Below are 26979 nucleotides of genomic sequence, written 5' to 3'. Positions count from 1 at the left end.
GCGCCCGCGGACCAAAGCCCGGCGAACGGGGTCGCCGGCAAGCACGACACCGCCGCCATCCCCGGTGCTCTGCCCGCCGGTTCGGCGCTGCCCGCCACCGTCCCGGCCGTCGCCGCGGCCGTCCATCCCGTGGAACCGGCCGAACAGGTCACCGCCGAACAGATCACCACCGACCAGGACGCGTCCGACCGGGACGCAGTTGGGCGGGACACGACCGGCTCTCGGGACGAACAGGCCGGCACCGCCCAGCGCGACACCCCCGCCCATCACCCCACCGGGCGCGACACCACCCCGGACGTCACCGGACGTGACACAAGGCCCGACTCCGCCCAGAACGCGGGAAGGGACACGTCCCCCGACACCCGGCAGGAGACCTCCGGCCCGAACGCCCAGCGGGCCCCCGTCGCGACCACCGACCAGCAGACGATCGTCGCCCCGCCGCGTACGGACACGACCGCGCCGCCCCCGCCACCCGCGCGCCAGGCCCACGGCGACCGGCCCGCCGACGTGATCGTCGCCCCTGCCCGGCCGCACGACGTGCCAGGGCTCCCCGCCCATGATCAGACCTCCGCGGCGAGAACGCAGACCCCCCGCACACCCGTCCCGGAGATCGACCGACCCGCACAGAACGGACGGCCCCAGGGCGAGGACGGCCGCCGGCCCGCCGACGCGAGCCCGGCCGGCGAGACCGGCCAGTCCCAGGAGCGTGGGCCCGGCCTGTCCTCGGAGCGGGTGGCGGCGCAGCCGCCCGAGCGGGTAAGCGCCCAGTCGCCGGAGCGTTCGGGCGAGGCGGTCGGTCGCGGCGCCCCGCACGACCAGAACATCCGCCCCAAGGCGGCCGAGCACGCGCCCGAGGCGGGAGTGGCGTCGCAAGAGGCGCGGCGGCCGCTCGTGGCGGCGTCAGGCGGGCCGGATGCCGTGCTGGTCGGCGGGCACCCGGCGGTGGCGCCTTCGCGGCCGCGCAGCTTCGCCGAGGCCGAGGCGACGTTCCACCGCTGGACCCCCGGCAACGGCGAGGGCCGCGCCGACGGCCCCAACCGCATCGAGCGGCTGCTCACCGGCCAGGGCGACGAACGGGGCGACGGACGGGGAGGCGCCACCCGGCCGGATCCCGAGTTCCTGCTGCCCGGCTGGGCCCTGATCAACGAGTTGCCCACGGTGCGCGCCGACGAGGCGACGGCCCTGACCCTGGCGCAGATGCACGCGAGCCTGCCGAGGGAGAATTCGAGGGTCGCGATCGAGAACCTGGCAGAGGAGCTGTTCGACAGCAGGTACGCCGTGGACGCCGTGGTGGAGCTCTACCAGGACGCCCAGCGCCAGGGCATGGCCCCGGAGGTGGCACGCGGCAGTGCCATGCTGGCCGACGCGCTCCGTCTCGCGATGCCCCACGACGATCTTCGCTGGCTCGGTTACCAGCATCGGGCGCTGCTGGACGTGACGACCCCGGAGGACGCGCGCACGCTCGGGCTGCTGGTCAACATGATGTCGCCGCACCTGAGCCTCGAGGGGCTCCACACCTACCTGTCCCCTTGGATGCAGCAAGAGGGGCTCATCCGCTACCACCAGGTGCTACCGCTGGTCCGGGCGGCGGACGCCGCCGGATTCCTTCCTCCTGGGCTGCACTACGTGGCCGAGTTCCATGCGGTGATGGCGGCGTTCCGGCAGGTGGAGCCGGAGCTGTGGACGGGCGTGGTGGCGTCGGTGAAGCTGGGCGTCGACGGGCTCAGCCCGGCCGACGCCCGGATGCTCGGTTCGCTGCACGGCATCGCCGGGGCGCCGGACGTGCCGCCGGGGATGCCCCATCAGCAGCCGCTCGAAAGCCTGGCGCAGCAGCTGGGCCAGGGAGGATCGATCGAGCAGCTGCTCCGTCTGGCCGCGGACGCCCGTACGCACGGCTCCGACCCGACGCGGGCGGCCGACCTGCAGGAGCTCCATGAGCTGCTGGCGACGCATCGGGCGCGGGATCCCCACCTGTGGAACGGCCTGCGGCTGGCCGACGACCACCACCTTCCCGCCGTGCGCGACGACCAGGCACGTGTCCTGAGCAGGCTGGCGGAGCTCGCCGGGCCTGCTCAGGACCGGCCGGCCTGGGTGTTCGACCCGCTGCGCCGGCTCGCGTACGACGCCGGGCTCGGGCACTCGGTGCCGGAGCTGGTGCGGCGGGCGGAACAGGCCGGGGGCAACGGCCTCGACCTCTCCGGTCCGGTGGACCGCCGGCAGGTGGTGGACGCGCTGCGGGGCCCGGGCCCGCGCGACCCGTACGGCGTGGCGGGCGACGGCCGCCCGATGCCCCTGCGTGACGCCGAGCCCGGCCTGCACAATGTGACGCCCGAGGAGGCGCGCGCCGCGCGGCGGTTCGCGGAGCAACGCTGGGAGGAAGCCTTCCGGAACGTGAATCGCATCTTCAACCGCGGCGCCCACACGGCCCCCGAGGAGTGGCGAGCGGCGAAGGCCGAACTCGGCCTGTGGAGTGATCACTGGAGGGCGTGGGGGCGCCGGCCGGACGTCCCCGAGATGTCGTTCACCGGCGATTTCGCCGCCTACCGGCGCGCTTACGAGCGGGCACTGGCGCGGGTGGCCGACGGCGAGACGCTGATCCCGTACATGATGCATAACGTCACCGCGGGCGTCGGTACGCATGACCACGGGCACGGGTTCGCCGTGAAGATCGAGTTCGACCTACCGGCCAGGATCAAAGACGACGCCCTCGCGACCATCGACGCTGTCCTGCGCCAGGCCCGGCTGATCGACGGTGAGCACGGGTGGCAGCTGCTGAGGAGCGCCCCGGCGCACAGCGTGCTGGTCTCACCCCTCATGCACGACGTGCGCTCGACGTGGTCGAACCTGAAGCAGGCCGTCGAGATCATCAACGCTTTCGGCGGCGTCGCGACGTACCGGACCGCCGCCCGCGTCGAAGTGAGCACCGGTCCCATCGGCCGCATGGTGGACGCTCAGCGCGCCCTGGCCACGTACGTCGATCACCACGCCGACACGCTCTTCCGGCTGGCGCAGAACCCGGCACGTGAGGAGCACAACGGGTTGTGGCAGCGCGAGCCGAATGAGGAGCCGCTCGGCCGGGACGCCTCGGCGGAGGAGATCCCGCGCGGGCACGGCCGGTTCAACGCGGTCGACATGACCGGCATCCGAGGCGGGGATGACGACCGGGTCGAGTTCCGGCTGTGGGACGGCTCGCTCGATCCGGCCGTCATCCAGACGCAGGTGAAGCTCTCGCTGGCGATCGTGGAGGCCGCCGTGCGCAACGCGGGCATGGAGGCGCTGCCGAACGGCGGCCATCTGGACGCCGTCGGCAGTCACGACGTCTACCGCGAGGCGGGCGCCGCGGCGGACCTGACGGAGATGGGCAGCCTGAGCTTCCGGATGCTGGCGGACGAGCTGTTCTGGCGGGCCGAGGACAAGGAGCAGCTGCTGGCGCTGTTCGCGGCGACCCGCTGGCCGTCGAGGAAGCTGTGGCAGGGGCCGCCGACCTTGCCGGCGAGGCCGACCCCAGAAGACTTGTCCGTTGTATACGATAAGTTCCTCTATGACTGATCTGACGCTGGGCGCGGCCCATCGGACCTTGCGCGACAAGGTCACCAAGGAGCTTCGCCGCCGCATTCTCTCCGGCGAGCTGGCCCAGGGTGAGCGACTGGTTGAGGACCGGCTGGCCGCCGCGCTCGGCGTCTCGCGCAACCCCGTACGCGAGTCCATCAGGGTCCTGGCCGCCGAGGGCTTCATCGAGGTCGTCCCCCGGCTCGGCGCCACCGTCGCGCGCCTGTCGGCGGAGGAGGGCGAGGAGCTCTTCGACGTCCGCATGGCGATCGAGGGCCTCGCGGCGCGGCTGGCCGCGCGCAAGCACACCCCCGAGGCCGTGGCGAGGCTGCGTCACGTGCTGGAGCAGGCCAAGGCGGCGGTGGACAGCGGCAGCCTCGAAGAGGTCGCCGACCTCAACACCGCCTTCCACCTGGCGGTGGGCGAGGCGGCGGGCAACTCCTACCTGGCGCTGATGATGACGCCGATGCTGCAGCGGGCGCAGTGGGTCTTCAGCCAGACCGCCGCCGTACGCGGCCCGCACTCGTGGCAGGAGCACCTCAGCCTGTGCGAGGCGATCGAGGCGGGCGACGAGGACGAGGCGCAGGCCAGGGCGGTCGCGCACGTGGCGGCGGCGCGGCGGTCGTTCCTCGCGGCGGCGAGCCGGAAGCCAAAACCGGCAAACGATTAGGAAACACTCAGGTAACGACATAGGGTAACGAAACACCACTGAAATGTCAGACCTTGTATACAGTCTCCTAAACGTTTAACCGGAGGCACCATGCGACCGTCACACAAGGTCGTCGCGGCGCTCGTCACTCTCCCCCTTGCCCTGACGGCCTGTGGTGGAGGCGGAACGAGCAGCACCCCCGCGGCACCTAGTTCCATAGCGACCGCCTCGGCCGACCACCGGCCGGTCAAGGCCGGTGGCACGCTCAACATCGCGCTGAACGCCGACCCAGACGCACTGGACCCGAGCGTCTCCACCACGCTCGTGGGCCGCGAGGTCTTCACCAGCATGTGCGAGAAGCTCTACGACATCGATGCCTCGTCCGCCCTCGTCCCGCAGCTCGCCGCGGCCCCGCCCGAGCTGTCCGACGACGGCAAAGAGGTGACGATCAAGCTGCGTGCGGGCGTGAAGTTCAACGACGGCACGCCGCTGGACGCCGAGGCGGTCAAGAAGTCGCTGGACCGGCACCGTACGTGGGAGAAGTCCGCCCGGCAGGCCGACCTGGCCGCGGTGTCGAAGGTGACGGTGGCGGACCCGTCCACGGTCAAGCTTGAGCTGACCCAGGCGTTCACGCCGCTGACCGCGCAGCTCGCCGACCGCGCCGGCATGATCATGTCGCCGAAGGCGCTCGACTCCGAGGGCGACAACTTCGGCGCCAACCCGGTGTGCGTGGGCCCGTTCAAGTTCGCGAGCAGGACCTCGGGCAGCCAGATCGTGCTGGAGAAGTCGCCCGACTACTACGACGCCGCCAAGGTCAAGCTGGACAAGCTCGTATACAAAATCATCGTCGACCCGAACGTACGGGCCGCGAACCTCAAGTCCGGCGACGTGCAGGTGGCCGACCAGCTCGCCACCAACACCGTCAAGGGCGTGCAGGACGACCCCAACCTGACCGTCGTCTCCGGTGGCGGCCTGGGCTACTACGGCTTCCAGATCAACATCGGCAACGTCAAGGGCTCGACCGCGAAGCCCGGCCCCGTGGACACGCCGCTGGGCAAGAGCCCGCAGCTGCGCGAGGCGTTCGAGCTGGCGCTCGACCGGGACGCGATCAACAAGACCGTCTACAACGGGCTGCACGAGGTGGACTGCTACCCGGTGCCGGGCGACAGCCCGTACCGGGCGAAGGACCTGCCGGCCTGCCCCAAGCGTGACCTGGCCAAGGCCAAGCAGCTCGTGCAGGCGTCCGGCGTGCCGACGCCGATCACGGTCACCATGGCCACCCCGAACGACGCCGTCAACCAGCGCCTCGCGCAGGTCATCCAGTCGATGACCAAGGAGGCCGGCTTCGACGTCAAGGTGCAGACGGCCGAGTTCGTCAGCGTGCTGGAGCAGGGCAAGGCGGGCAAGTTCGACGTGCTGCTGAGCGGCTGGTCGGGCCGGGTGGACCCGGACGGCAACCTCACGAACCTCATCACCACGCAGGGCAGCAACAACTACGCCGGCATGTCCGACCCCGGCATCGACGACCCGATCAAGCAGGCCGCGGCCGAGACCGACCAGGCCAAGCGCGCCGAGCTCTACGGCGCCGCCATGAAGAAGGCCGCCGAGCTACGGGGCGTCGTGTACCTGTACCACAACCTGTACTACCTCGGCATGAACAAGAACGTCGCCGGCGTCCAGTACTTCAAGGACGGCCTGCCGCGCTTCGTCACCGCCGGGTTCGCCGCCTGATGCTCTGGTTCATCCTCCGGCGCTGCGGGTCGGCCGTGATCGTGCTGTTCCTGTCGAGCGTGCTGATCTTCCTGGGCGTACGGGCGCTGCCCGGCGATCCGGCCACCGTCATGGCCGGCCAGGAGGCGTCGCCCGCGGCGATCGAGGCGATCAGGCACGAGTTCGGCCTGGACAAGCCGCTGCCCGCGCAGTACCTCGACTACCTCGGCCAGACGCTGACCGGCAACTTCGGGCGTTCGACGCAGGACCAGCTCCCGGTGGCCGACATCCTCCTGGAGCGGCTGCCGGTGACGCTGGAGCTGTCGGCGCTGGCCATGCTGGTCGCGGTGATCGTCGGCGTGGGCGCGGGCATCGTGGCCGCCGTACGGCGCGGCAAGGTCGCCGACTACCTGGCCACCGGCTTCGGCCTGGCCGGGTTGTCGGTGCCGCACTTCTGGCTGGGCCTGCTCGGCATCCTGTTGTTCGCGGTGACCTGGCGGGTGCTGCCCGCCTCCGGGTACGTCCCCTTCACCGAGGACCCCGTGCAGAACCTGCAGCGGATGATCCTGCCCGCCGTCGTGCTCGGCACGGGCTTCGCGGCGATCCTGATGCGGCAGACCCGCTCGGCCATGCTGGGCGCGCTGTCGGCCGACTACGTCAGGACCGCGCGCTCGAAGGGCCTGCCCGAAGTCAAGGTCGTCGGCGCGCACGCGCTGCGCAACAGCCTGACGACCGTGGTGACCGTGCTCGGCCTGCAGCTCGGCGCGCTGATCAGCGGCGCCGTGGTGACCGAGCAGATCTTCGTCATCCCGGGTTTCGGCAAGCTGACCGTGGACGCGGTGCTGACCAGGAACTATCCCGTCATCCAGGCGGTCGTGCTGGTCACGGTCGTCGGATACGTGCTGGTCAACCTGCTGGTCGACATCGCCTACGCCTTCCTCAACCCGCGGATCCGGTTGTCGGGAGGCGGCCATGACTGAGGTGATGCGCAGGACGCGGCTGTGGCGGCGCTTCCGCCGCAGGCCGATGCCGATGGCCGGGCTCGTCCTTGTGGTCGCGTTCGTGCTGCTGGCGCTGCTTGGCCCGCTCGTGACGGGCGACCCGGCGGCGCAGGACTACATGGCCACACTGGCGCCGCCGTCGGGCGCCCACCCGATGGGCACCGACGACCTGGGCCGCGACGCGTTCGCCAGGATCGCGCACGGCGCGCAGGTCTCACTGCAGGCGGGCGTGCTGTCCACGCTGCTCGCGATGGTGGTCGGCATCCCGATCGGGCTGGTCGCCGGGTTCTACCGGCGCTGGCTGGACCCGATCGTGATGCGACTGGTGGACGTGACGCTGGCCTTCCCGTTCCTGGTGTTCGCGGTGGGCCTGGCCGCCATCATCGGTCCCTCGCTGAAGGGCGTGGTGCTGGCGCTGGGCTTCTCCCAGCTGCCCGCCGTCATCAGGATCACCCGGGGCGAGGTGCTGGCGGTCAGGGAGATGGACTACGTGGCCGCGGCCGTCGCCGACGGCGCGGGCGACGGGCACATCATCTTCCGCTACGTGCTGCCGAACTGCCTCAGCCCGCTCATCGTGCAGGCCACGGTGGCGATCCCCGCCGCGATCATCGGTGAGGCCACGCTGTCGTTCCTCGGCCTGGGCGTGCAGCCGCCGACCCCGTCGTGGGGCGTGATGCTGACGACCGCGCAGCAGTATCTGAGCGACGCGCCCTGGCTGGCGATCTGGCCCGGCCTGATGATCGCCCTGGCCACGCTCGGCTTCAACCTGCTGGGCGACGGGCTGCGTGACGTACTGGACCCGAGGAGCGCCCGATGAGCCTGCTGGAGATCAGCGACCTGAGCGTGGGCTTCGCCACCGAGGACGGGCTCGTGCAGGCGGTCAGGGACATCTCGCTCACCCTGGACGAGGGCGAGATCCTGGCGCTGTGCGGCGAGTCCGGCTGCGGCAAGTCGGTCACCGCGATGTCGGTGCCGCGGCTGCTGCCGCCCGAGACGACCCGCCTGAAGGGCTCGATCACGCTGGACGGCCGCGAACTGACCACACTGCCCGAGCCGGAGATGCGGCGGGTGCGCGGCAAGACGGTCTCGGTCGTCTTCCAGGAGCCGATGACCTCGCTCAACCCGTCGTTCACGGTCGGCTACCAGATCAGCGAGGTGCTGCGGCGGCACGAGAAGCTGTCGCGGCAGGCCGCCGCCGCGCGCGCGGTCGAACTGCTGGAGCTGGTCGGCATCCCGGCGCCGAAGCGGCGCATGAAGGAGTACCCGCACCAGCTGTCCGGCGGCATGCGGCAGCGCGTGATGATCGCGATCGCGGTGGCCTGCTCGCCGCGCGTGCTGATCGCCGACGAGCCCACCACGGCGCTCGACGTGACGATCCAGGCCGGCGTGCTGGACGTCTTCCGTGACCTGCGCGACCGGCTCGGCACCGCGATCATCCTCATCACGCACGACCTGGGCGTGGTGGCCGACATCGCCGACAGGGCCGTCGTCATGTACGCCGGCCGCGCCGTCGAGCAGGCCCCGGTGACCGAGCTGTTCGCCAACCCGCGTCACCCGTACACGCTGGGCCTGATGAAGGCCCTGCCGTCGGCGGCGGTCGACGGCCGGCTGGCGGAGATCCCCGGCATGGTGCCGTCGCCGCTGTCGGACCCCGACGAGTGCGCCTTCCACGACCGCTGCCCGCGCGCCCAGGCCGACTGCCGGCTGTCCAGGCCGCCGCTCACCCGCCAGGGCGATGGCCACCTGGCGGCCTGCTACCACCCGGGAGGTGACCGGTGATCCTGCGCATCGACAACCTGGTCAAGCACTACGGCCCCGTACGCGCCGTGGACGGCCTGTCGCTGGAGATCGGCGAGGGCGAGGTGCTCGGCCTGGTCGGCGAGTCGGGCAGCGGCAAGTCCACGGTCGGCAAGTGCGTGCTGCGGCTGACCGAGCCGACCGCCGGCTCGATCGAGCTGGCCGGCCGGGACATCACCCACCTGTCGCGGCGGGCCATGCGGCCGCTGCGCAGGGACGTCCACATGGTCTTCCAGGACCCGTTCTCCTCGCTCAACCCGCGCTTCACGATCGAGCAGATCGTGGCCGAGCCGCTGCTGCGGCACAAGGTGGGCGACCGTCGCGAGGTGACGGCCAAGGTGGCCGCCATGCTGGAGAAGGTCGGCCTGCGCCAGGAGATGCGCAGGCGCCACCCGCACGAGCTGTCCGGCGGGCAGCGGCAGCGGGTGGGGCTGGCCAGGGCGCTCGTCCTTGAGCCGAAGCTGGTCGTGGCCGACGAGCCGGTCTCCGCGCTGGACGTGTCGGTGCAGGCGTCGGTGCTCAACCTCATCACCGACCTGCAGCGGGACATGGGCTTCTCGTGCCTGTTCATCACCCATGACCTGTCGGTGGTGGAGTTCCTGGCCGACCGGATCGCGGTCATGTACCTGGGCCGGATCGTCGAGTCGGGGCCGACGGCTGAGATCTTCGCGCAGCCGCGGCATCCGTACACGCAGGCCCTGCTGTCGGCGGCGCCGGTGGCCGACCCGGTCAGGCAGCGGGAGCGGCGCAGGATCGTGCTGGGCGGCGACGTGCCGAGCCCGGTCGATCCGCCGGCCGGGTGCCGCTTCCACACGCGGTGCCCGCTGGCGTACGACGAGTGCCGCACCGCCGAGCCCCTCTTGAACGACCCACGTGGCAGCGGTCACCCCGCCGCCTGCCACCTGGTAACGGCGGATCGCGTCCCCGACGCCGCCGCCCCCCGATGAGAAGGAGAAAGTCTTGTTCACCACCAGGCCCGAGCTGTCGGGCGACTTCGGCATGGTCGCCAGCACGCACTGGCTGGCCTCGGCCACCGGCATGGGCGTGCTGGAGCGCGGCGGCAACGCCTTCGACGCGGCGGTGGCCGCCGGGTTCGTGCTGCAGGTGGCCGAGCCGCACCTGAACGGTCCCGGCGGCGAGGTGCCGATCCTGCTGTGGAGCGAGGAGGAGCAGAAGGTGTCGGTCGTGTGCGGGCAGGGTGTGGCGCCCGCCGCGGCCACCATCGAGCGCTTCGCCGAGCTGGGCCTGGACGTCGTGCCCGGCACGGGCCTGCTCGCGGCCACGGTGCCCGGCGCGTTCGGCGGATGGATGCTGATGCTGGAGCGCTGGGGCACCTGGGAGCTGGCGGACGTGCTGGCGCCGGCCATCCACTACGCCGAGCACGGCGTGCCGGTGCTGGAGCGCATCTCGGCCACGATCTCGTCGGTCGAGAGCCTGTTCAGGGACGACTGGCCCACCTCCGCGGCGACGTGGCTGCCCGGCGGGAACGTTCCCAAGCCGGGCACGAAGCTGGCCAACCCGGTGCTGGCGGCGACGTACCGGCGGCTGGTCGCCGAGGCCGAGGCGGCGTCGAGCACCCGTGAGGGCCGCCTGGAGGCCGCCAGGAGGGCCTGGTACGAGGGCTTCGTCGCGGAGGCGATCGCCGAGTTCAGCGCCAAGACGGCCTGGCGCGACAGCTCGGGCGAGGTGCACGGCGGCCTGCTGACCGGCGACGACCTCGCGGGCTGGCGGGCGTCGGTGGAGGAGCCGCTGACCTTCGACTACCAGGGCCACACCGTGGCCAAGACGGGCCCGTGGGGTCAGGGCCCGGTGTTCCTGCAGCAGCTCGCCCTGCTGGACGGCACCGGCCTGGAGTCGATGGAGTTCCTCGGCGCCGACTACGTGCACACCGTGACCGAGGCGGCCAAGCTGGCCTTCGCCGACCGCGAGGCCTGGTACGGCGACACCGACGTGCCCATGGCCGACCTGCTGAGCCCGGCCTACAACGCCGGGCGGCGCACGCTGATCGGCGCGCGGGCCAGCCTGGAGCTGCGGCCCGGCGCCCCCGGCGGGCGCACGCCCAGGCTGCCGGTCTTCCCCGACCCCGGCACGTTCAGCGCCGCGCCCGGTGTGTCGGGCGGCCGCAAGCCGCAGGGGGTCGGCGAGCCGACCGTGGCGCGGGACGGCATGGTCAAGGGTGACACGTGTCACGTGGACGTGGTGGACCGCTTCGGCAACATGGTCTCCGCCACGCCCAGCGGCGGCTGGCTGCAGAGCTCCCCCACGATCCCGCAGCTCGGCTTCTGCCTCGGCACCAGGGCGCAGATGTTCTGGCTGCAGGAGGGCGTGGCCACCGCGCTGCGGCCCGGCGCGCGGCCGCGTACGACGCTGTCGCCGTCGTTCGCGCTCAGGGACGGCAAGCCGTGGCTGGCGTTCGGCACCCCGGGCGGCGACCAGCAGGACCAGTGGAGCCTGAACTTCTTCCTCGCGGTCGTGCACGGCAAACTGAACCTCCAGGAGGCCGTCGACGCCCCCATGTTCCACAGCGAGCACTTCCCCAGCTCGTTCTTCCCGCGCGGCTCCCGCCCCGGCGTCATGCACGTCGAGGACCGCGTGGACCCGGCCGTCGTCGCGGAGCTGCGGCGGCGCGGGCACGAGGTCGAGACGCAGGGCCCGTGGTCGCTGGGGCGGCTCAGCGCGGTGGCCCGTGACGGTGACCTGCTCAAGGCCGCCGCCAACCCGCGTGGCGCCCAGGGCTACGCCGTCGGCCGATGACCCTCCACGACCTGCTCTTCCTGGCGGGGGCGGGCCTGCTGGCCGGCGTGGTGAACGCGCTGGCCGGCGGCGGCACGCTCGTGTCCTTCCCGGCGCTGCTCGCGCTGGGCTATCCGGGCCTGACCGCGACCGTGACCAACGCGGTCGCGCTCTGGCCCGGGTACCTGGGCGGCGTGCTCGGCTACCGCGCCGAGCTGCGCGGCCAGCGGCGCCGCGCGACCGCCCTGTCGGTAGCGGCGGTGCTGGGGGCCTGCGTGGGCAGCGCGCTGCTGCTGCTCACGCCGGGCCGGCTGTTCGAGTCGCTGGTGCCGTGGCTGGTGGGCTTCGCCAGCCTCGCGCTGCTGGCCCAGCCGTGGCTGCGCAAGCACCTCGGCGGCGAGGAGGGCGCCGGGACCAGCCGCCTGGTGTACGCGGGGGTGTTCGTCGGCGGCTGCTACGGCGCCTACTTCAACGGTGGCATGGGCGTGGTGCTGCTGACCGTGCTGGGCATGTTCCTGCACGACAACCTGCACCGCGTCAACGCGGTACGCGCCGCGCTCTCGCTGGTCATCAGCTCGGTCTCGGTGGTCGCGTTCTCGCTGTTCGGCCCCGTGCGCTGGCAGGCCGTGGCGGTGATCGCGCCGGCCAGCCTCGCGGGCGGCTTCCTCGGCACCCGCGTGGCCCGGCTCATGCCGCCCGCCGTGCTGCGCGGCGTGGTCGTCGTGTTCGGGCTTGGCGTCTCGATCGCGCTCGCTCTGCGCTGAGCCGGTTCAGGCGACAGTGGCCTCGATGAGGTCGTCCACCACCTCCGCCAGGTCGTTGCCCCGCTCGTACGCCCTGCGCTGCCGCATCGCCCCCGACCCGTCGCGCAGCAGCCGGTCGAGGCCCTCCTGGACGAAGCGCAGGTCACCGGCATCGGCCAGCGCCGGGCGCACGTGCTCGAGCAGCCGCCCGGCCAGCACCGCCGCGGGGACGAGCGAGCCGTCGCGCACGTCGAGGATCTCGCCTTGCAACCCGTAGCGCGCCGCCCGCCAGTACGCGGCGCGCAGCACCTCCCCCGGCACCGGCGGCCCCAGGTCACCGCGCCTGACCGCGCCGAGCGCGGTGACCACGAGCGCTCTGATGAGCCCGATCATGGTGAGGCTGTCGGCCACGTCGAGCGGCACGTCGGCCACCCTGATCTCCACGGTCGGCAGGAAGGGTGACGGCCTGGCATCCCAGTAGACGGTCTTGGCGTCGAGCAGCGCCCCCGACCTCGCCAGGGCCTGTAACGCGCCCTCGTACGCCCCGTAGGAGGGGAAGTACGGCGGCGCGCCCGAGACCGGCCAGCGCCCCCAGCTGATCACCCGCCAGGAGGCGTAGCCGGTGTCGCGGCCCACGAAGAACGGCGAGTTGGCGGCGAGGGCGATGAGCGTCGGCAGCCAGGGCCGCAGGTGGTTGCCCACGTAGACGGCGTGCTCCGGATCGGGCACGTCCACGTGCACGTGCAGGGCGCAGATGCTGATCTCGTCCTGCAGCGCCCGGTAGAGCACGCGGCCCTGAAGGTAGCGGTCGTCGTCGGTGAGCGGCGGCGGCATCACGTTGCCGAGCACCGGGATGCCGCTGGCGACGACCGCGAGCCCACACGAGCGGGCTGCGCCCGCCACCTCCTCGCGTGCCGCGCGCAGCCGCCGGCCCAGTTCGCTCAGGTCGGCGGAGGGCGGCGTGCGCGCCTCCACCTGGAAGCGGGTGATCTCTTGCACCACGTCGAGCACGTCCGTTGCGGCGGCCAGGACCTCGGCCGCCCGGGGGGCGACGTGGCGGGTGCGGGGATCGACGACGAGGTATTCCTCTTCGATCCCGATGAGCGGAATCATGCCCACACCTCGCTGGGAGTCCACATCTCCGTAGGGAGTTGTGCCCCCACCTCACCGCCCGGAAAACCCGGGTTGTCAGGGTGTGAACTCGACGGGGCCGTAGAGCGCGTGGTCGTTCTTGGTGGACATCGCCCAGTAGCGGTCGCCGTAGGACCAGTGCCACCACTCGGTGGGGTAGTTGACCAGGCCGGCGGCCTCCAGCGCGACGCCGAGCAGCTTGCGGTGGGCGCGGGCGTCGTCGGAGATGTCGGGGGCGGCGGTGTAGCAGGCGCCCTCGCTCTGCTCGGGGTTGTCGTTGACCTCGGTGCCCATGTCGTACTCGGTGCCGTCGGGCGAGACCAGGGTGAGGTCGACCGCGGCGCCCGCGGTGTGCGGGGCGACCTCGACGGGCGAGACATAGCGGCTGGCGGCGACGTACGACTCCTCGGGCGTCAGCCCGGTCAGCGTGGCCCGGTAGCCGTCGAAGATGCGGCGCTGGGTCGCGACCGGCCGGTAGCCCTCGACGACGAGCAGGTGGTATCCGGCGGGCAGCAGGCTCTCGGCGTGTTCGAGCCGCCGCAGCACCCCGGCCCGCAGGTGGGCGTAGGCGCCCTGGTCGTCGGCCAGGCGGGGGTCGACGCGGAGCCGTCCGCGTACGTCTTCGAGCGGTTCGCCGACCTCCTTGACCGGGATCGAGGTCACACGGGAGTCGGAGATGAGCACGACATCGTTCGGGGACTGCCACATGGGCAGTGATTCTCACACAGTGTCGGAGAAGACCTGCTCCCGGGCCTGCTCCAACGCCGCCACGAGCGCGCCGCGCAGCACCGGGTTGCCCGCCACCTGAGTGGTGACGACGGTCGGCGGGGTGGGGCAGAGACCGGCCACCGCCTCCTGCACCTTCTCGGCCAGCCGCGCGCCGCCCGCTCTGCCGACGTCGCCGCTGAGCACGATGAGCCCGGGGTCGAGCACGACGCTGACGGCCGCCGCGCCGACGGCGATGCGCGCCGCGACCGCGTCGAGGAAGCCGTCGCCGCCGCCGCGCAGCAGGTCGGGCACGGTGTTGCCGGTCACGCCGTGCTCATCGGCGAGGCCGCGCAGCGCGGCGTGGCCCACCAGCCGCTGGTAGGAGCCCGACTGCGGCTCCGCGACGTCGGTCGGCAGCGGCTCGCCGGGCACCGGCAGCCAGCCGATCTCGCCCGCCCCGCCGGTGCTGCCCCGGTGCAACCGGCCGCCGAGCATGACGCCCATCCCCTGGCCGACGCCGGCCCAGATGACCACGAAGTCGTCGTGGCCGACGGCCGCGCCGTAGCGGTGCTCGGCGAGCGCGACGAGGTTGACGTCGTTCTCGATGGTGACGGACGCGCCGAGCGTCTCGCGCAGGCTGGCCAGCACGCCGACGTGCCAGGACGGCAGGTCGTACGACCAGCGCACGTCCCCGCTGCCGGGATCGACCACGCCGCGGCTCCCGATGACGAAGGCCCGCAGCCGCGACAGGTCGATGTCGGCCGCGTCGCAGGCCCGGCGCACGGCGGCGTGCACGGCCTTGACCGGGTCGCGCCCGTCGGCGGGGTCGAGGGTGATCTCGATCACCGTGCGGCCTGTGATGTCCGCCACACCGACCTTGAGGCTGTCGGGCAGGACTTCGAGGCCGGCGACGTACGCGCTGGACGGGACCACGGCGTACAGGGCCGCGTGCGGCCCCCTGCCCCCCGCCCTTTCGCCCGCCACCTCGACCAGGCCCCGCTCTTCCAGTCGAGCGAGAAGCTGACCTGCGGTTACCTTGGACAGGCCGGTCCGCTCGCCGAGCTCGGCGCGGGTGAGCGGGCCGTCTCCGAGGAGCAGTTCGAGTGCCGCGCGGTCGTTCAGCCGGCGCAGCAGCCGGGGGGTTCCCGGGTCTCGGCTCATCGGTGCCCTCTCTCCGTCACGATCGGCTAACGAGCGTTTTTTTTAAGAAAGTTTCTTGTTAGTTTAACACCATCGTTCGACATATGACGATCAGCCTGGTGCGGACCGTTGGCCAGCACCCGGGAAGGGAGAACCCTGTGAGGATCGCGAAGATCACAGCCGCCGCGGCCACCTCGGCCGCGCTGGCTTTGGGCCTGGCCGCCTGCGGCGGAAGCGAAGAACCCACCACGTCCTCACCCAGCGCCGCCGCCTCGGGCCCCGCCTTCGCGGGCAAGACTTTGAGCGTGTGGCGTCTCGGCGACAGCAACCCCGCCGCGGCGAAGTACATGGAGGAGCTCAACGCCGAGTTCAAGGCCAAGACGGGCGCGGACGTCAAGCTCGAGTGGATCCCGTGGCCCCAGGTGGCCGACAAGTTCGCCGCCGCCGCCACCGGCACCGGCCCCGACGTTACCGAGATCGGCAACGACCAGGTCCCCATGTGGCAGAGCCAGGACGCGCTTGAGCCGCTCACGGACATCGCCCGCGAGGGCGACCGCGCCCAGATCCCCGAGAACCTCTACGGCTACGAGACCGTGGACAACGAGATCTACGCCATCCCATGGGGCGCCGGCGCCCGCGCCGTGCTCTACCGCAAGGACTGGTTCGAGGACCTCAAGATCGAGGTCCCGAAGACCTGGGACGAGCTCGTCGCCGCCGCCAAGAAGATCCAGAAGGAGAAGGGCGAGGGCGTGGACGGCTTCGCCTTCAACGGCGGCTCCGACGCCAACCACCTCCTGGCCGCGTTCGCCTGGTCCGAGGGCGGCGAGTACGCCGTCAAGGAGGGCGACAAGTGGGTCGGCAAGCTCACCGAGCCCGGCTTCGCCGCGGGCTTCGCCACCTACACGGGCCTTGTCCAGGACGGCCTGTCCGGCAAGGCCAACCTGACCCAGAACACGACCGACATCCGCAAGCGCTTCGCCAACGACAAGGTCGCGATGTACCTCACCGCCGGCTGGGACCTGCCCGGCATCGAGGAGGACTCCAAGGGCAAGCTGAAGGGCGACAAGCTCGACTTCTTCCCGCTGCCCGCCAAGAGCGGCGGCGTGGCCCCGTCCTTCTTCGGCGGCAACGACATCGCGCTGTGGGGCGGCACCCAGCAGGCCGAGCTGGGCAAAGAGTACATCAAGCTGGCCACCAGCAAGACCTGGGCCGACCGCTACGCCAAGGAGGGCGGCCTGCTCCCGGTCTACCCCGACACCCTGGCCGCGCTGAACGAGGACCCCGCCCAGGGCGCCTTCGCCCAGGCCTTCGCCAAGGCCAAGGCGTTCCCCGCCGACCCCAACTGGTCGGAGGCCGACGCCACCAAGGCCGTGCTGCAGAACGCGGCCCGCGACGTCATCGAGGGCAAGAAGGACGCCAACACCGCCCTCGCTGACGCCAACAAGGAACTCGAAGAGATCCTGAACCAGTAACGATGGCCGACACGACGACGGTCGCCCGGGGCACGGGCTCCTCCCCCGCCCCGGGCCGCCGGAAGAAGAACGACCGGGCTCCGCGCGCCGGGGGCCTGCCGGACTGGAGCATCCCGTACGTCCTGCTCGTCCCCGGTCTGCTGGTCATCGCCGGGCTGCTGCTCTACCCGATGGTCCAGCTCGGCATCATGGCCTTCCAGAAGGTCGGTCTCGCGCAGATCAGGGGCACCAGGCCCGCCGAGTGGGTGGGGCTGGAGAACTTCGAGAAGGTCCTCAGCAACGACATCTTCTGGTCGGCCCTGCGCAACACCGTCGCGTTCGCGGCCGTCGCCGTCAGCATGACGCTCATCGTCGGCACCGCCGTCGGCGTGCTGCTGCACCGGCTCAGCAAGCGGATGTCGCTGTTCGTGGTCATCGGCTGCATGTTCGCCTGGGCCGTGCCGCCCGTCGCGCAGGGCGTCATCTGGCGCTCCCTGTTCGACGCCGAGTCCGGCATCATCAACTGGGCGCTCAACCTGCTGCCCGACTGGCTCGCCGCGCCGCCCGACGGCCAGACGAGCTGGACCGGCACCCCCTGGCTCAACGACACCATCCCGCTCTACATCGCGCTGGTCGTCTGCGTGGTGTGGGCCGGCTTCCCGTTCGTCGCCGTCTCGGTGCTCGCCGGCCTCAAGGGCATCCCCAACGAGCTGTACGAGGCCGCCAGGGTGGACGGCTCCGGCCCGTGGCACACGTTCAGGAACATCACGCTGCCGCTGCTCAAGCCGGTCTTCGCGGTCCTGACGATCCTGTCGATCATCTGGGACTTCAAGGTCTTCAGCCAGCTCTACGTCCTGATGAACGGCCCGACGAACCGCGACGGCTTCAACCTGTCCATGTACGCGGTCGCCGAGGCGTTCCGTCCCCCGCAGAAGCTGGGCACCGGCGCGGCCATCTCGGTGGTGCTGACGATCATCCTGCTCATCGTCACCGTCGTGTACGTCCGGCAGATCGTGAAGCAGGAGGAGATGTGACCCCCCTCGCCCGCAAGAGGCTCGGCAAAGTCCTCCTGAACACCGCCGGAGTGCTGGTCTTCCTGTACGCGGTCTTTCCCGTCTACTGGATGGTCTCCACCGGCTTCAAGGAGAACGACCAGATCTTCACCACGGAGTTCATCCCGTTCCCGACGCACTTCACCTTCGACCACTTCGCGCGGGTGCTGACCGAGGGCGTCGCGAACAACTCCATCTGGCTCTACATGCGCAACAGCGCGATCGTGGCGCTCGGCACCGTGATCATCGGCTCGGCCTTCGCGCTGCTGTCGGCCACCGCCATCGCCCGCTTCCGCTTCAAGGGCCGCGGACTGTTCCTGGTGGTGCTGCTCGTCGTGCAGATGCTGCCCGCCGAGGGCCTGCTCATCCCGCTCTACATGATGGTCAAGCGGGTCGGGCTCGGCGACCAGCTCATCGGGCTGATCGTCACCCAGGTCGCGCTGACGCTGCCGTTCGGGGTGTGGATGCTGCGCACGTTCGTCGCCGCCGTGCCCAAGTCGCTGGAGGAGGCGGCCTGGATCGACGGCGCGGGACGCATGACGACGTTCTGGCGGGTGCTCTTCCCGCTCGTCGCACCCGGTCTGGTGGCCACCAGCATCTTCTCGTTCATCACCGCGTGGAACGACCTGGTCTTCGCCCTCTACCTGATGTCGGGGTCGGAGGGATACACGATGCCGGTCGCCCTGCAGTACTTCTTCGGCCAGAAGGGCGTCGACTGGGGCGCCATCATGGCCGGCTCGACCCTGATGACGCTGCCCGTCGTCGTCTTCTTCCTGCTCGTGCAGCGCCGCATGGTCTCCGGCCTGGTGGCCGGTGCCGTCAAGGGCTGAACGACACCGCACGGGGTCCCCGCACGGCCCTTCGCCGTGCCCAATCTTCCTGCCAACTGATGAGGAGCCATGAGTCAGAGTGATCGGGGGCTGCGCCGCCTCGCGGCCGGCACGCTGCTCGTCGCCTTCCAGGGCACCACGGCGCCCCCGTGGGTGCTGCGCGAGCTGGAGCACGGCCTCGGCGGGGTGACGCTCTTCGGGTTCAACGTGGCCGGTCCGGGCCAGGTGCTCGACCTCACCACCACGCTGCGGTCCGCCGGCGAGCCCGTCATCTCGCTGGACGAGGAGGGCGGCGACGTGACGCGGCTGGCGTACCACGTCGGCAGCCCCTACCCCGGCAACGCGGCGCTCGGGGCCGTGGACGACGTCGAGCTGACCAGGCGCGTCTACCGCGCCATCGGCTCCGAGCTGGCCGCGTGCGGCATCAACCTCGACATGGCGCCCAGCGCCGACGTCAACAGCGAGGCCGACAACCCGGTCATCGGCACCCGGTCGTTCGGGCCCGAGCCGGGGCTCGTCGCCCGGCACACCGTCGCCGCCGTCGAGGGCCTGCAGTCCGTACGCGTGGCCGCCTGCGTCAAGCACTTCCCCGGCCACGGCGCCACCCGCGTCGACTCGCACCTGGCCGTGCCCGTCGTGGACGTCGGCTTGGACGTGCTGCGCGAGCGCGAGCTGGCGCCCTTCCGCGCCGCCATCGGGGCGGGCGCCAAGTCGGTGATGACCGCGCACGTCGCGGTGCCGGTCGTGACGGGTGACACGCCCGCCACACTGTCCGGCGCCGCGCTGACCGGGCTGCTCAGGGGCGAGCTCGGGTACGACGGCGTGGTCGTCACCGACGCGCTCGACATGCACGCCATCACCCGCAGCGTCGGCCTGGCGGGCGGTGCGGTCATGAGCATCGCGGCCGGGTCCGACCTGCTGTGCCTCGGGCCCTTGCCGACGTACGACGACGTGCAGGGCATCATCGACGCGGTCGTCGCCGCCGTGCGCGAGGGGCGGCTGCCGCTGGAACGGCTGGAGCAGGCCGCGGGCCGGGTCGCCGCGCTGCGCTCCTGGTTCGGCGAGGGGGAGCGGATCGCGGCCGAGCAGAACGTCGTCGGCCTGCACGCCGCCCGCCGCGCCGTCCGGCTCACCGGCCGCGCCAAGCCGCTCGTCGAGCCGCTGGTCATCGAGGTGGACACGCCGCCCACCATCGCCGTGGGCGACGTGCCGTGGGGGGTCGGGCCGTGGCTGCCCGAGGCGGAGATCGTCCGCGTCAAGCCGGCCGCCGCCGACGCGCCCGCCCTGCTCGCCAAGGCGGTGGACCGCTCGCTCGTCGTCGTGGTCAAGGACGCGCACCGCCACCACGAGAGCCGCGAACTCGTCTCCGCCCTGGTGGCCGCCCGCCCGGACACGACCGTGATCGAGATGGGCCTGCCGGTCTGGCAGCCGGACACCGCCGCCTACATCGCCACGTACGGCGCCGCCCGCGCCAACGCCCAAGCCGCCGTAGAACTCCTCACCGCCTGACCGTGCCCCCCGCCCTGCCGGAACCGCGGTGGGGCGGGGTCAGGGGGCCAGGAGTTCTTCGCGGGCCTCGTCGAGGGCGGCCAGAACCGCGCCGCGGCGTACCGGATTGTCGTCCGTGACCGTGGTCGTCACCACCTGGGGACGTACGGGGCAGATGCGGGCGACCGCCTCCTCCACCCGCGACGTCAGCGCCTCCCCACCGGCGTGCCCCACCTCGCCGGACAGCACCACGAGCCCGGGGTCGAGGATCACGCACACCGCCGCCACCCCCAGCGCCAGCCGGTGGGCGATCTCGTCGAGCAGCGGCTCGCCCTCGGCCCCGGCCGCCACCGCGACCTTGACGCACTCGGTGGCGCTGCCCACCGCGAACCCGTAGCTGCGCGCCAGCTCGGTCACCGCCTCCGCGCTGACCAGCGACTGCAGGCCGCCCGCCAGCGAGGGCAGCCGTCCCGGCTCGGTGCGGATGTCCTCGGGCAGCGGCACCCCCGGCACCGGCAGGTAGCCGATCTCGCCCGCGCTGCCGGACCGCCCGCGGTGCAGCCGCCCTCCGAGCATGATGGCCAGCCCCAGCCCCCGGGACGCCCACAGCAGCACGAAGTCGTCGAGCCCCTTGGCCGCGCCGTCGGCCCGCTCGGCGATGGCGGCGAGGTTGACGTCGTTCTCGATGGTGACCTTGCGCCGCAGGTCGCCCGCCAGCGCCTCGTGGATGCCCTCGTGCCAGCCGGGCAGGTCGAAGGAGAAGCGCACGTCACCGCTGCGCGGATCGACCACGCCCGGGGTGCCGATCACCACGCCGCGCAGCTTCGACAGGCTGACCTTGGCCCCCCTGCACGCCTTGACGATGGCGTCGTGCACGACGGAGACCGGGTCGTCGTCGGCGGCCGGCTCGACCACGACCTCGGAGATCGTCCGGCCGTGGATGTCGGCGACGGCCGCGGAGATCAGCTCGGGCCCGACTTCGAGGCCGGCGACGTACGCGCTGGAGGGGATCACGGAGTAGAGCGCCGCGTTGGGCCCCCGCCCGCCCGCCTGGGTGCCGACCACTTCGACCAGCCCGCGCTCCTCCAGCCGCGCCAGCGTCTGGGACGCCGTCACCTTCGACAGCCCGGTCAGCACGCCGATCTGGCCACGCGTCATGGGACCGGTCGCCAGCAACAGGTCCAGCGCGGCCCGGTCATTGATCTCCCTGAGCAGTCTGGGCACACCAGGGCGTCGCTCCACGCTGAATCCCGCCGTCGCACTCGAAGGGCCGTTATCGAAAAGGTTGTTGGAAGTTTAGCGCTCCGCCTTTCACCCGCCGTCGCAGGTGACACGTGGCCAGGTATGGCCGATGATCGCAGTTTCCCACCCGATCTGACGACCTTGCGCCTAACCAGTCTTGACCAGGAGGGATAATCGAGAACATGCGTCTATCCGCTCGTGTCGACTACGCCCTCCGCGCCGCCGCTGAACTGGCCGCCGCCGGTGCAGGCCCGACCACCGTGGGCGAGCTCGCCAAGGAGCAGGACATGCCGCCCAAATACCTCGAGAACATCCTGCTGCAGATGCGCAGGGCCGGGCTCGTCCGCGGCCAGCGCGGCCCCGAGGGCGGCTACGTCCTGGCCCGCCCGGCGGCCGAGATCTCGCTGGCCGACGTGATCCGCGCGGTCGACGGCCCGCTGGCCAACGTGCGGGGCGAGCGCCCCGAGCACGTCGGCTACCGCGGGCCCGCCGAGTCGCTGCAGCAGGTGTGGATCGCGTTGCGGGCGACCGAGCGGTCGATCCTGGAGGAGGTCACGCTGGAGCAGGTGGCTTCCGGCGCCCTCCCCGAACGCATCCGCCAGCTGGCCGCCGACCCCGCCGCCTGGGACTGACCCACCCCACCGGCCCACCCCGGCCCGACCCACCGCCCGCCCCAGCGGTCTGAAGCGCTGTGGGCACACCCCCGCCGCAGCCAGGCACGCCCCACCCCCTCAGCCTGCCGCGCCGTCGGTGGGGGTGAGGGCCTCGCGGCGGCGGCGGAGGCGCTCGTCCTGTCCGAGGTCCTTCAGCCGCTCCGCGCCGAACGCGTGGAGCGGCTCGAGCATGCGGTGGCGCTCCCCCGGCTCCCGCACGAGGATCGCCCGGTCGGCCAGCGACTCCAGGAGTTGCGGCAGTTGCCAGGTCGGCAGCCGGTCGTCCCCGCACACCTCCTTGGCCGCGACCGCGTCGAAACTCCCGGCGAAGACCGAGGCCCGCGCCCACAGCAGCCGTTCGGCGGTGGTGCAGAGCCGGTGGGTCCAGGCGACGGTGACGTGCAGCGCGTGCTCCCCTGGCTGCTCCAGCACCTGCCGCCCGCCAGAAGAGCCGCCGTACGCGTGGTGATCGCTCGCGGAGAAGTGGTCGTCGAGACGCCGGGCCAGCACCTCGACCGGCAGCTCGCGCAGCCGCGCGGCGGCCAGCTCGACGGCGAGCGGCAGCCCTTCGAGCCGCCGGCACACCCGCAGCACCGCCTGCTCGTCCAGCCCGGTGACCGCGCACCCGGGCACCGCCGCGACGGCCCGCTCGGCGAACAACGCCCCGGCGTCCTCAAGAGGGAGCGGCCCCACCGGCAGCACCCGCTCGCCACGGCAGCGCAGCGGCCGCCGGCAGGTGGCCAGCACCCGCAGCCCCGGCGCGGCGGCCAGCAACGTCGTGACCACCGCCGCACACGCTTCCATCAGGTGATCGCACCCGTCCAGCACCAGCAGCGCCTCCCGCTTGGCGAGGCGACGCGCCAGCCCGTCGACCGTCGTCCCCGCACTCGCGGCAGGAAACAGGGCGGAGGCGATCGCGTACGGCAGCTTCCCCGCCTCCTGCGGCGCCGGCACCAGCCACGCCCCACCGGCGTCCCGCAGCTCGGCGGCGGCCCGCAGCGCGACCCTGGTCTTGCCGGCGCCACCCGCCCCTGTCAAGGTCACCAGCCGCGACCGGCCGAGCAGCTTCTCGACGGCGGCCACCTCAGTGAGGCGGCCGACCAGCGGCGTGGTCTCGCCGGGCAGGTTCCCTCGCCGGCGGCTGGCGTGCATGGAGCTCACCTCATCGGGCTCGGCCTGCGTTCCAGTGTGCCCGAGCGACTCCCGCACCGTCACCAAAAGTGAGAAGACGACCACTCAGCGCCAGATCGCCGCAAGAGACCTTCACTTCCTGGAGAACCAGAAGACGGCGTCGTCCAGCTCCGCACGGGTCGCGCTGACCAGGGTGCGGACGGGCCTCCCCGTGGTGTCCGCCATGACGACGCGGGCCCGCCTTCCCTCACGCACGGTGGCCAGCAGGTGGGCCCCGTCCAGCCAGCCGTGGAAGACGGCGCCGGCCGGCAGCCTGGCCGTGCCCTTCCTGGCCCCGGTCCGCTCGTCCCAGAAGCAGATGTCCCTCGACGTACCCGGGCAGGCGGTGGGGAAGACCGTGCCGAGCGCGCTCCTGACGGCTCCTCCGGCCTCCAGCTCCCCCACGTCCTCGAAGCTCCGCAGCACCGTCCCGTTCAGGTTCAGCACGCGCACGGACCCGTCACCCGCCCGCTGGAGCACGCCGGCGAAGTCCGAGCCCCAGGCGTACCTGGAGCGGAACGGGCCCGGCGCCTCCGTGACCAGGACACCACCCGTGACCGCGTCCACGACCGCGAACCCCACGGTCCGCGTCTCCTTGTCGCCGCCGTAGTCGTAGTCGACGACGGTCGCGAGCAGCCGCCGCCCGTCCTCGGCCCACACCGGGTCCATGAGCGTGCGGGGCTTGTCCACGGTCCGCGGCTTGCGCTCCTCGCGGGTGGCGCGGTCGCGGATCGTGATGGTCTCGAAGCCGTCGCTCAGCAGCCGCGTGTACGTCAGCGAGGCCACGAAACGGCCGCCGGGCGAGACGATCGGCTCCTCCAGGTTGCCGAAGAAGGCGAAGGCGCCGGTCGCGGGATCACGGACGTGGCCGGTGACCACCGAGGAGGACATGCTGCGGTAGGACGAGACCCAGAGAGGATCGGCCGGGTTCTCGTGCAGCACGATCCCGGTGTCGGGCACCTTCGTCTCCGTGACCGGCTCGGGGGCCATCGTCCCGGGGCTGGGCGTGGGCAGCGGCGCGGAGGCGGCGGCGGGCGGGCGCGGCGCGGCCTCGGGCGCGGGACGCAGCAGCAGCACGGCGACGCTGACGGCCAGGGCCGTACCGACCGCGGCGACCCCCAGAGGCCACCGGGAGCGGCGGGGCGGTGCCGCCGACCGCTGCCCCTGGTCGAGCAGCCGCTGCTCGCCGGTGTCACGCAGCACGTCGCCTGGATGCCCGAGCAGGGTGAGCAGCGCCTGCGTCGCGGTGGGCCGGGCCGCAGGGTCCTTGGCCAGGCAGCGTGCGGCCAGCTCGCGCAACTCGCCGTCGAGGTTCCCGAGGTCGGGCTCGGTGGTCAGGATGCGGGCGATCAGCGCGGGCAACTCGCCCGTCCCGAACGGCGGGCGTCCCGTCGCCGCGGCCACCATCGTCCCCGCCCAGGCGAACATGTCGGCCGCCGGCCCGATCGGCGCCCCGCCGAACTGCTCGGGCGCCATGTACGGCGGCGTGCCCACGATGTGCTGCCCGTCGGCCTCCACCTCCTCCAGCGCCCTGGAGATGCCGAAGTCGATCACCCGTGGCCCGTGCCTGCTGAGCAGCACGTTGCCCGGCTTGAAGTCGCGGTGCACCACGCCTGCCTGGTGGATGGCGGCCAGCGCGGTCAGCGTGCCGATCGCCAGCCGGCGCAGCTCGGGCCCGCGCAGCGGCCCCCGGCGGACGAGCACGTCGGCCAGCGCGGGCCCGTCGACGTACTCGCTGACCACGTACGGCGTGCCCGCGTACTCCCCGCTGGCCAGCACCTGCGCGGTGCAGAACGCCTTGACCCGGCGCGCGTACCCGATCTCCTGCCGGAAGCGGTCGCGCGCCTCGGGGTCGTCCAGCCCCGAGCCGAGCATCTTGATCGCGACCGGTGTCCCCGCGGGCGCCTCGCCGAGGTAGACGACGCCCTGGCCGCCCTGGCCCAGCCGCCCGACGACGTGGTGGCCGTCCACCTCGGCGGGGTCGCCGGCGAGCAGCGGGTTCACGAGCCCGGCTGGTACGCGAACTGGAGCATGTGCGGCTTGTCCGTCGCGAGGTCGGCCAGCACGCGTGTGGTCCTTCCGAGGAAATCGATGATCTTGATCTGCATGGTGCCCTTCTTCTTGCCCGGGTCCTGCACCAGCAGGTGCTTCTCGTTGAACCAGCCGAGGAAGGCGCCCTCGCCCTTGGTGAACGGCACCGTCGCCTGCCGGGCGCCCGTACGGACGTCCCAGACGCAGTACTCCTTCTCGCTGGGGCAGATCGTGGCGAGCCGGGCACCGGACGGGGAGAACCACTCGCCGCCCTTGGGATGGCCCACCCAGTGCATCGTCTTACTCACCTGTCCGGACATGTCGTAGAACGCGATGCCCCTCTGCCGGCCGTCCCAGTAGGTGCGCACCACGGTGCCGTCGGGGGCGAAGGTGTGCACAAGGGTCGCGTCGTCGGCGTACTCGGTCTTGACGTGCACGGCCCTGCGCGCCGCGACGTCCACGACCACGAAGCCGACGACCAGCTCCGGCTTCTTCTCCGTGTCATAGACGGAGAGCAGCAGCTTGGAACCGTCACGGGACCAGAACGGCCGCATCGTGTTCAGCGGCTTCTTCACCGTGCTGACCACGAAGGACTCGCCCGTCGTCAGGCTGGTGAACTTCACCTGGTCCGTGTCGGTGCCCTGGAACTTGATGAGCGGGTTCAGCGCCACCCAGTCCCCGCGGGGCGACAGCAGGGGCTGCTCGTACTTGCCGACGGCCTTGAAGGCGCCGCTCTTGTCGCGGACGTAGCTGGTGAAGTCGCCTGAGGCACCCAGGTACGACACCAGCCGCATCGCGTCGCCCGGATGCTCGTGCAGGACGCCGTCGATGTCCTTGATCTCCAGGTCGGCGGCCGCCTTCTCCTCGACCTCGTCACGGGGCGCCGCCGTCTGCGAGACCGCCACGGTGGGCGTCACGGTGGGCGTCACCGTGGGCGTCGCCGTAGGGGTTGCTGCGGCGGCCTGCCGTACGGTGGTGGTCCTGTCGCCGGTGAGGACGTAGACCCCCGTACCCGACAGCAGCGCCCCCACCACGAACGCCGCCACCGGCACGGCCAGGCCCCGCGGTCCCCGTCCCGACGCCTTCTTCTCCACGAGGTCGCCCGCCGGGGCGGCCAGCAACGACGTCTGCCCGACCAGCCGCAGCAGCACGTCGCTGGCGGCCGGCCGGGCATCGGGGTCCTTGTCGAGACAGCGCACGATGAGGTCGTGCAACTCCCCCAGGTCGGGCAGCACGGGCGGCTGGTCCGTGATGCGCTCGACGGTGGCGCTCATCGAGCCGCCCTCGAAGGGCGAGGCGCCGCTGACGGCGAACACCATGGTCGCCGCCCACGAGAACACGTCGGCGGCCGGCCCGGCGTCGCCGCCGCGTAAGCGTTCCGGCGCGGTGTAGGCGGGCACCGCCACCTTCCTGGTGGACACGGACGCCGCCGCCAGCGCCTGCTCCAGGCCCGCGTCGGCCACGCGCGGCCCGTCGGGGCCGAGCAGCACGTTGCCCGGCCGGATGTCGCCGTGCACCAGCCCCGCCTGGTGGACGGCGACGAGCGCGGTGATGGTCCCGGCCGCCAGCCGGTAGAGCCCCACCCCGTCGAACGTCCCGCCGGCCTCTTCGAGCGCGGGCCCGTCCACGAACTCGGTGACGAGGTACGCCCGCCCGTCCGCCACCCCGGCGTCCAGCACCTGCGCGGTGCCGACCGCGGAGATGCCGCGCAGCGGCTCCATGGCGGCCAGGAACGGCCGGGGCTCGACTTCAGGTGGCAGGAGCCGGACCACCAGCGCCTCGCCGGCCTCCGACCGCCCTATGAAAACGTGAGAGGCCAGCCGCCCGGTCAACCGGTAGCCCGCGACCTCGCTGGGTTCTCCCGCACGTAGATCCGTGATCTCCGGCATGCGCCGCCCAAG

The 26979-nt window shown here is 72.1% G+C and carries 20 protein-coding genes and 1 pseudogene; 14 read left to right on the top strand and 7 right to left on the bottom strand.

Annotation, left to right across the window (positions count from 1 at the left end):
• The 9 genes and pseudogenes from AB0K18_RS42545 to AB0K18_RS42505 form a co-directional block, all read left to right on the top strand.
• Positions 1-3549, top strand: a pseudogene (locus tag AB0K18_RS42545) (hypothetical protein); the annotation flags it as partial.
• Positions 3542-4219, top strand: a complete 678-nt coding sequence (locus AB0K18_RS42540; RefSeq protein WP_364926571.1) for a GntR family transcriptional regulator — start codon at positions 3542-3544, stop codon at positions 4217-4219. The pseudogene AB0K18_RS42545 and the gene AB0K18_RS42540, both read left to right, overlap by 8 nt.
• A gap of 90 nt (positions 4220-4309) precedes the next feature.
• Positions 4310-5929 (top strand): ABC transporter substrate-binding protein, encoded by a 1620-nt coding sequence (locus AB0K18_RS42535; protein ID WP_364926569.1) that lies wholly within the window; start codon positions 4310-4312, stop codon positions 5927-5929.
• Positions 5929-6888 carry an ABC transporter permease gene (locus tag AB0K18_RS42530; RefSeq protein ID WP_345398858.1) on the top strand — a complete coding sequence of 320 codons (960 nt, stop codon included), beginning with the start codon at positions 5929-5931 and terminating at the stop codon, positions 6886-6888. The genes AB0K18_RS42535 and AB0K18_RS42530 overlap by 1 nt, the downstream gene beginning before the upstream one ends.
• Positions 6881-7726, top strand: a complete 846-nt coding sequence (locus tag AB0K18_RS42525) for an ABC transporter permease (protein WP_345398855.1) — start codon at positions 6881-6883, stop codon at positions 7724-7726. Before AB0K18_RS42530 ends, AB0K18_RS42525 begins: the two co-directional genes overlap by 8 nt.
• Positions 7723-8688: an ABC transporter ATP-binding protein gene (locus AB0K18_RS42520; protein ID WP_364926567.1), complete on the top strand. Its 966-nt coding sequence runs from the start codon at positions 7723-7725 to the stop codon at positions 8686-8688. The genes AB0K18_RS42525 and AB0K18_RS42520 overlap by 4 nt, the downstream gene beginning before the upstream one ends.
• On the top strand, positions 8685-9653 hold the full coding sequence (locus AB0K18_RS42515; protein WP_364926565.1) for an oligopeptide/dipeptide ABC transporter ATP-binding protein: 969 nt from the start codon (positions 8685-8687) through the stop codon (positions 9651-9653). The genes AB0K18_RS42520 and AB0K18_RS42515 overlap by 4 nt, the downstream gene beginning before the upstream one ends.
• A 52-nt stretch (positions 9654-9705) precedes the next feature.
• Positions 9706-11460 carry a gamma-glutamyltransferase family protein gene (locus AB0K18_RS42510; RefSeq protein ID WP_364926575.1) on the top strand — a complete coding sequence of 585 codons (1755 nt, stop codon included), beginning with the start codon at positions 9706-9708 and terminating at the stop codon, positions 11458-11460.
• Positions 11457-12203, top strand: coding sequence for a sulfite exporter TauE/SafE family protein (locus tag AB0K18_RS42505; protein WP_364926563.1), 747 nt, complete (start codon positions 11457-11459; stop codon positions 12201-12203). Before AB0K18_RS42510 ends, AB0K18_RS42505 begins: the two co-directional genes overlap by 4 nt.
• A 6-nt stretch (positions 12204-12209) precedes the next feature.
• Here AB0K18_RS42505 and AB0K18_RS42500 read toward each other — a convergent pair whose 3' ends face one another.
• The 3 genes from AB0K18_RS42500 to AB0K18_RS42490 all read right to left on the bottom strand — a co-directional run bounded on the left by AB0K18_RS42500 (position 12210) and on the right by AB0K18_RS42490 (position 15182).
• Positions 12210-13295: a glutamate--cysteine ligase gene (locus AB0K18_RS42500; RefSeq protein WP_364926561.1), complete on the bottom strand. Its 1086-nt coding sequence runs from the start codon at positions 13293-13295 to the stop codon at positions 12210-12212.
• A 75-nt stretch (positions 13296-13370) separates the two neighbouring features.
• Positions 13371-14021 (bottom strand): M15 family metallopeptidase, encoded by a 651-nt coding sequence (locus AB0K18_RS42495; protein ID WP_364926559.1) that lies wholly within the window; start codon positions 14019-14021, stop codon positions 13371-13373.
• Between the two features lie 12 nt (positions 14022-14033).
• A complete protein-coding gene (locus tag AB0K18_RS42490; protein ID WP_364926557.1) occupies positions 14034-15182 on the bottom strand; it encodes an ROK family transcriptional regulator in 1149 nt (382 codons plus the stop codon).
• A 137-nt stretch (positions 15183-15319) separates the two neighbouring features.
• Here AB0K18_RS42490 and AB0K18_RS42485 point away from each other — a divergent pair, with 137 nt between their 5' ends.
• The 4 genes from AB0K18_RS42485 to AB0K18_RS42470 all read left to right on the top strand — a co-directional run bounded on the left by AB0K18_RS42485 (position 15320) and on the right by AB0K18_RS42470 (position 20003).
• Positions 15320-16633 carry an extracellular solute-binding protein gene (locus AB0K18_RS42485; protein ID WP_364926555.1) on the top strand — a complete coding sequence of 438 codons (1314 nt, stop codon included), beginning with the start codon at positions 15320-15322 and terminating at the stop codon, positions 16631-16633.
• A gap of 2 nt (positions 16634-16635) precedes the next feature.
• Entirely contained in the window at positions 16636-17646 is a 1011-nt protein-coding gene (locus AB0K18_RS42480; RefSeq protein WP_364926554.1) for a sugar ABC transporter permease, read from the top strand.
• Positions 17643-18494 (top strand): carbohydrate ABC transporter permease, encoded by an 852-nt coding sequence (locus AB0K18_RS42475; RefSeq protein ID WP_364926552.1) that lies wholly within the window; start codon positions 17643-17645, stop codon positions 18492-18494. Before AB0K18_RS42480 ends, AB0K18_RS42475 begins: the two co-directional genes overlap by 4 nt.
• A gap of 69 nt (positions 18495-18563) precedes the next feature.
• Positions 18564-20003 (top strand): glycoside hydrolase family 3 protein, encoded by a 1440-nt coding sequence (locus AB0K18_RS42470; protein WP_364926550.1) that lies wholly within the window; start codon positions 18564-18566, stop codon positions 20001-20003.
• Positions 20004-20042: 39 nt separating this feature from the next.
• On the opposite strand, the gene AB0K18_RS42465 is transcribed toward AB0K18_RS42470, so the two are convergent.
• The gene (locus tag AB0K18_RS42465) at positions 20043-21224 is read right to left on the bottom strand and encodes an ROK family transcriptional regulator (RefSeq protein WP_364926548.1); all 1182 of its coding nucleotides are present in this window, start codon (positions 21222-21224) and stop codon (positions 20043-20045) included.
• Positions 21225-21406: 182 nt separating this feature from the next.
• Here AB0K18_RS42465 and AB0K18_RS42460 point away from each other — a divergent pair, with 182 nt between their 5' ends.
• Positions 21407-21856: an Rrf2 family transcriptional regulator gene (locus tag AB0K18_RS42460; RefSeq protein ID WP_345398828.1), complete on the top strand. Its 450-nt coding sequence runs from the start codon at positions 21407-21409 to the stop codon at positions 21854-21856.
• A 99-nt stretch (positions 21857-21955) separates the two neighbouring features.
• Here the strand turns inward: AB0K18_RS42460 and AB0K18_RS42455 are convergent, their stop codons facing one another.
• The 3 genes from AB0K18_RS42455 to AB0K18_RS42445 form a co-directional block, all read right to left on the bottom strand.
• Complete coding sequence (locus AB0K18_RS42455; RefSeq protein WP_364926546.1) at positions 21956-23029, bottom strand: hypothetical protein; 1074 nt, start codon at positions 23027-23029, stop codon at positions 21956-21958.
• 111 nt (positions 23030-23140) lie between these two features.
• A complete protein-coding gene (locus tag AB0K18_RS42450; RefSeq protein ID WP_364926544.1) occupies positions 23141-25051 on the bottom strand; it encodes a serine/threonine-protein kinase in 1911 nt (636 codons plus the stop codon).
• Entirely contained in the window at positions 25048-26967 is a 1920-nt protein-coding gene (locus tag AB0K18_RS42445; protein WP_364926542.1) for a serine/threonine-protein kinase, read from the bottom strand. Before AB0K18_RS42445 ends, AB0K18_RS42450 begins: the two co-directional genes overlap by 4 nt.
• Between the last annotated feature and the right edge of the window lie 12 nt (positions 26968-26979).

This window comes from Nonomuraea sp. NPDC049421, from assembly GCF_040677005.1.
Classification (GTDB): domain Bacteria; phylum Actinomycetota; class Actinomycetes; order Streptosporangiales; family Streptosporangiaceae; genus Nonomuraea; species Nonomuraea salmonea.
This window is presented reverse-complemented; position numbering and strand designations above follow the sequence as displayed.

Excerpts from the sequence above, each read along its gene's own strand:
- AB0K18_RS42500 (WP_364926561.1), bottom strand. The coding sequence starts at position 13,295 with ATGATTCCGCTCATCGGGATCGAAGAGGAATACCTCGTCGTCGATCCC.
- AB0K18_RS42520 (WP_364926567.1), top strand. The coding sequence starts at position 7,723 with ATGAGCCTGCTGGAGATCAGCGACCTGAGCGTGGGCTTCGCCACCGAG.
- AB0K18_RS42525 (WP_345398855.1), top strand. The coding sequence starts at position 6,881 with ATGACTGAGGTGATGCGCAGGACGCGGCTGTGGCGGCGCTTCCGCCGC.
- AB0K18_RS42460 (WP_345398828.1), top strand. The coding sequence starts at position 21,407 with ATGCGTCTATCCGCTCGTGTCGACTACGCCCTCCGCGCCGCCGCTGAA.
- AB0K18_RS42530 (WP_345398858.1), top strand. The coding sequence starts at position 5,929 with ATGCTCTGGTTCATCCTCCGGCGCTGCGGGTCGGCCGTGATCGTGCTG.
- AB0K18_RS42535 (WP_364926569.1), top strand. The coding sequence starts at position 4,310 with ATGCGACCGTCACACAAGGTCGTCGCGGCGCTCGTCACTCTCCCCCTT.
- AB0K18_RS42495 (WP_364926559.1), bottom strand. The coding sequence starts at position 14,021 with ATGTGGCAGTCCCCGAACGATGTCGTGCTCATCTCCGACTCCCGTGTG.
- AB0K18_RS42455 (WP_364926546.1), bottom strand. The coding sequence starts at position 23,029 with ATGCACGCCAGCCGCCGGCGAGGGAACCTGCCCGGCGAGACCACGCCG.
- AB0K18_RS42510 (WP_364926575.1), top strand. The coding sequence starts at position 9,706 with ATGGTCGCCAGCACGCACTGGCTGGCCTCGGCCACCGGCATGGGCGTG.
- AB0K18_RS42445 (WP_364926542.1), bottom strand. The coding sequence starts at position 26,967 with ATGCCGGAGATCACGGATCTACGTGCGGGAGAACCCAGCGAGGTCGCG.
- AB0K18_RS42540 (WP_364926571.1), top strand. The coding sequence starts at position 3,542 with ATGACTGATCTGACGCTGGGCGCGGCCCATCGGACCTTGCGCGACAAG.
- AB0K18_RS42505 (WP_364926563.1), top strand. The coding sequence starts at position 11,457 with ATGACCCTCCACGACCTGCTCTTCCTGGCGGGGGCGGGCCTGCTGGCC.
- AB0K18_RS42490 (WP_364926557.1), bottom strand. The coding sequence starts at position 15,182 with ATGAGCCGAGACCCGGGAACCCCCCGGCTGCTGCGCCGGCTGAACGAC.
- AB0K18_RS42470 (WP_364926550.1), top strand. The coding sequence starts at position 18,564 with ATGAGTCAGAGTGATCGGGGGCTGCGCCGCCTCGCGGCCGGCACGCTG.
- AB0K18_RS42480 (WP_364926554.1), top strand. The coding sequence starts at position 16,636 with ATGGCCGACACGACGACGGTCGCCCGGGGCACGGGCTCCTCCCCCGCC.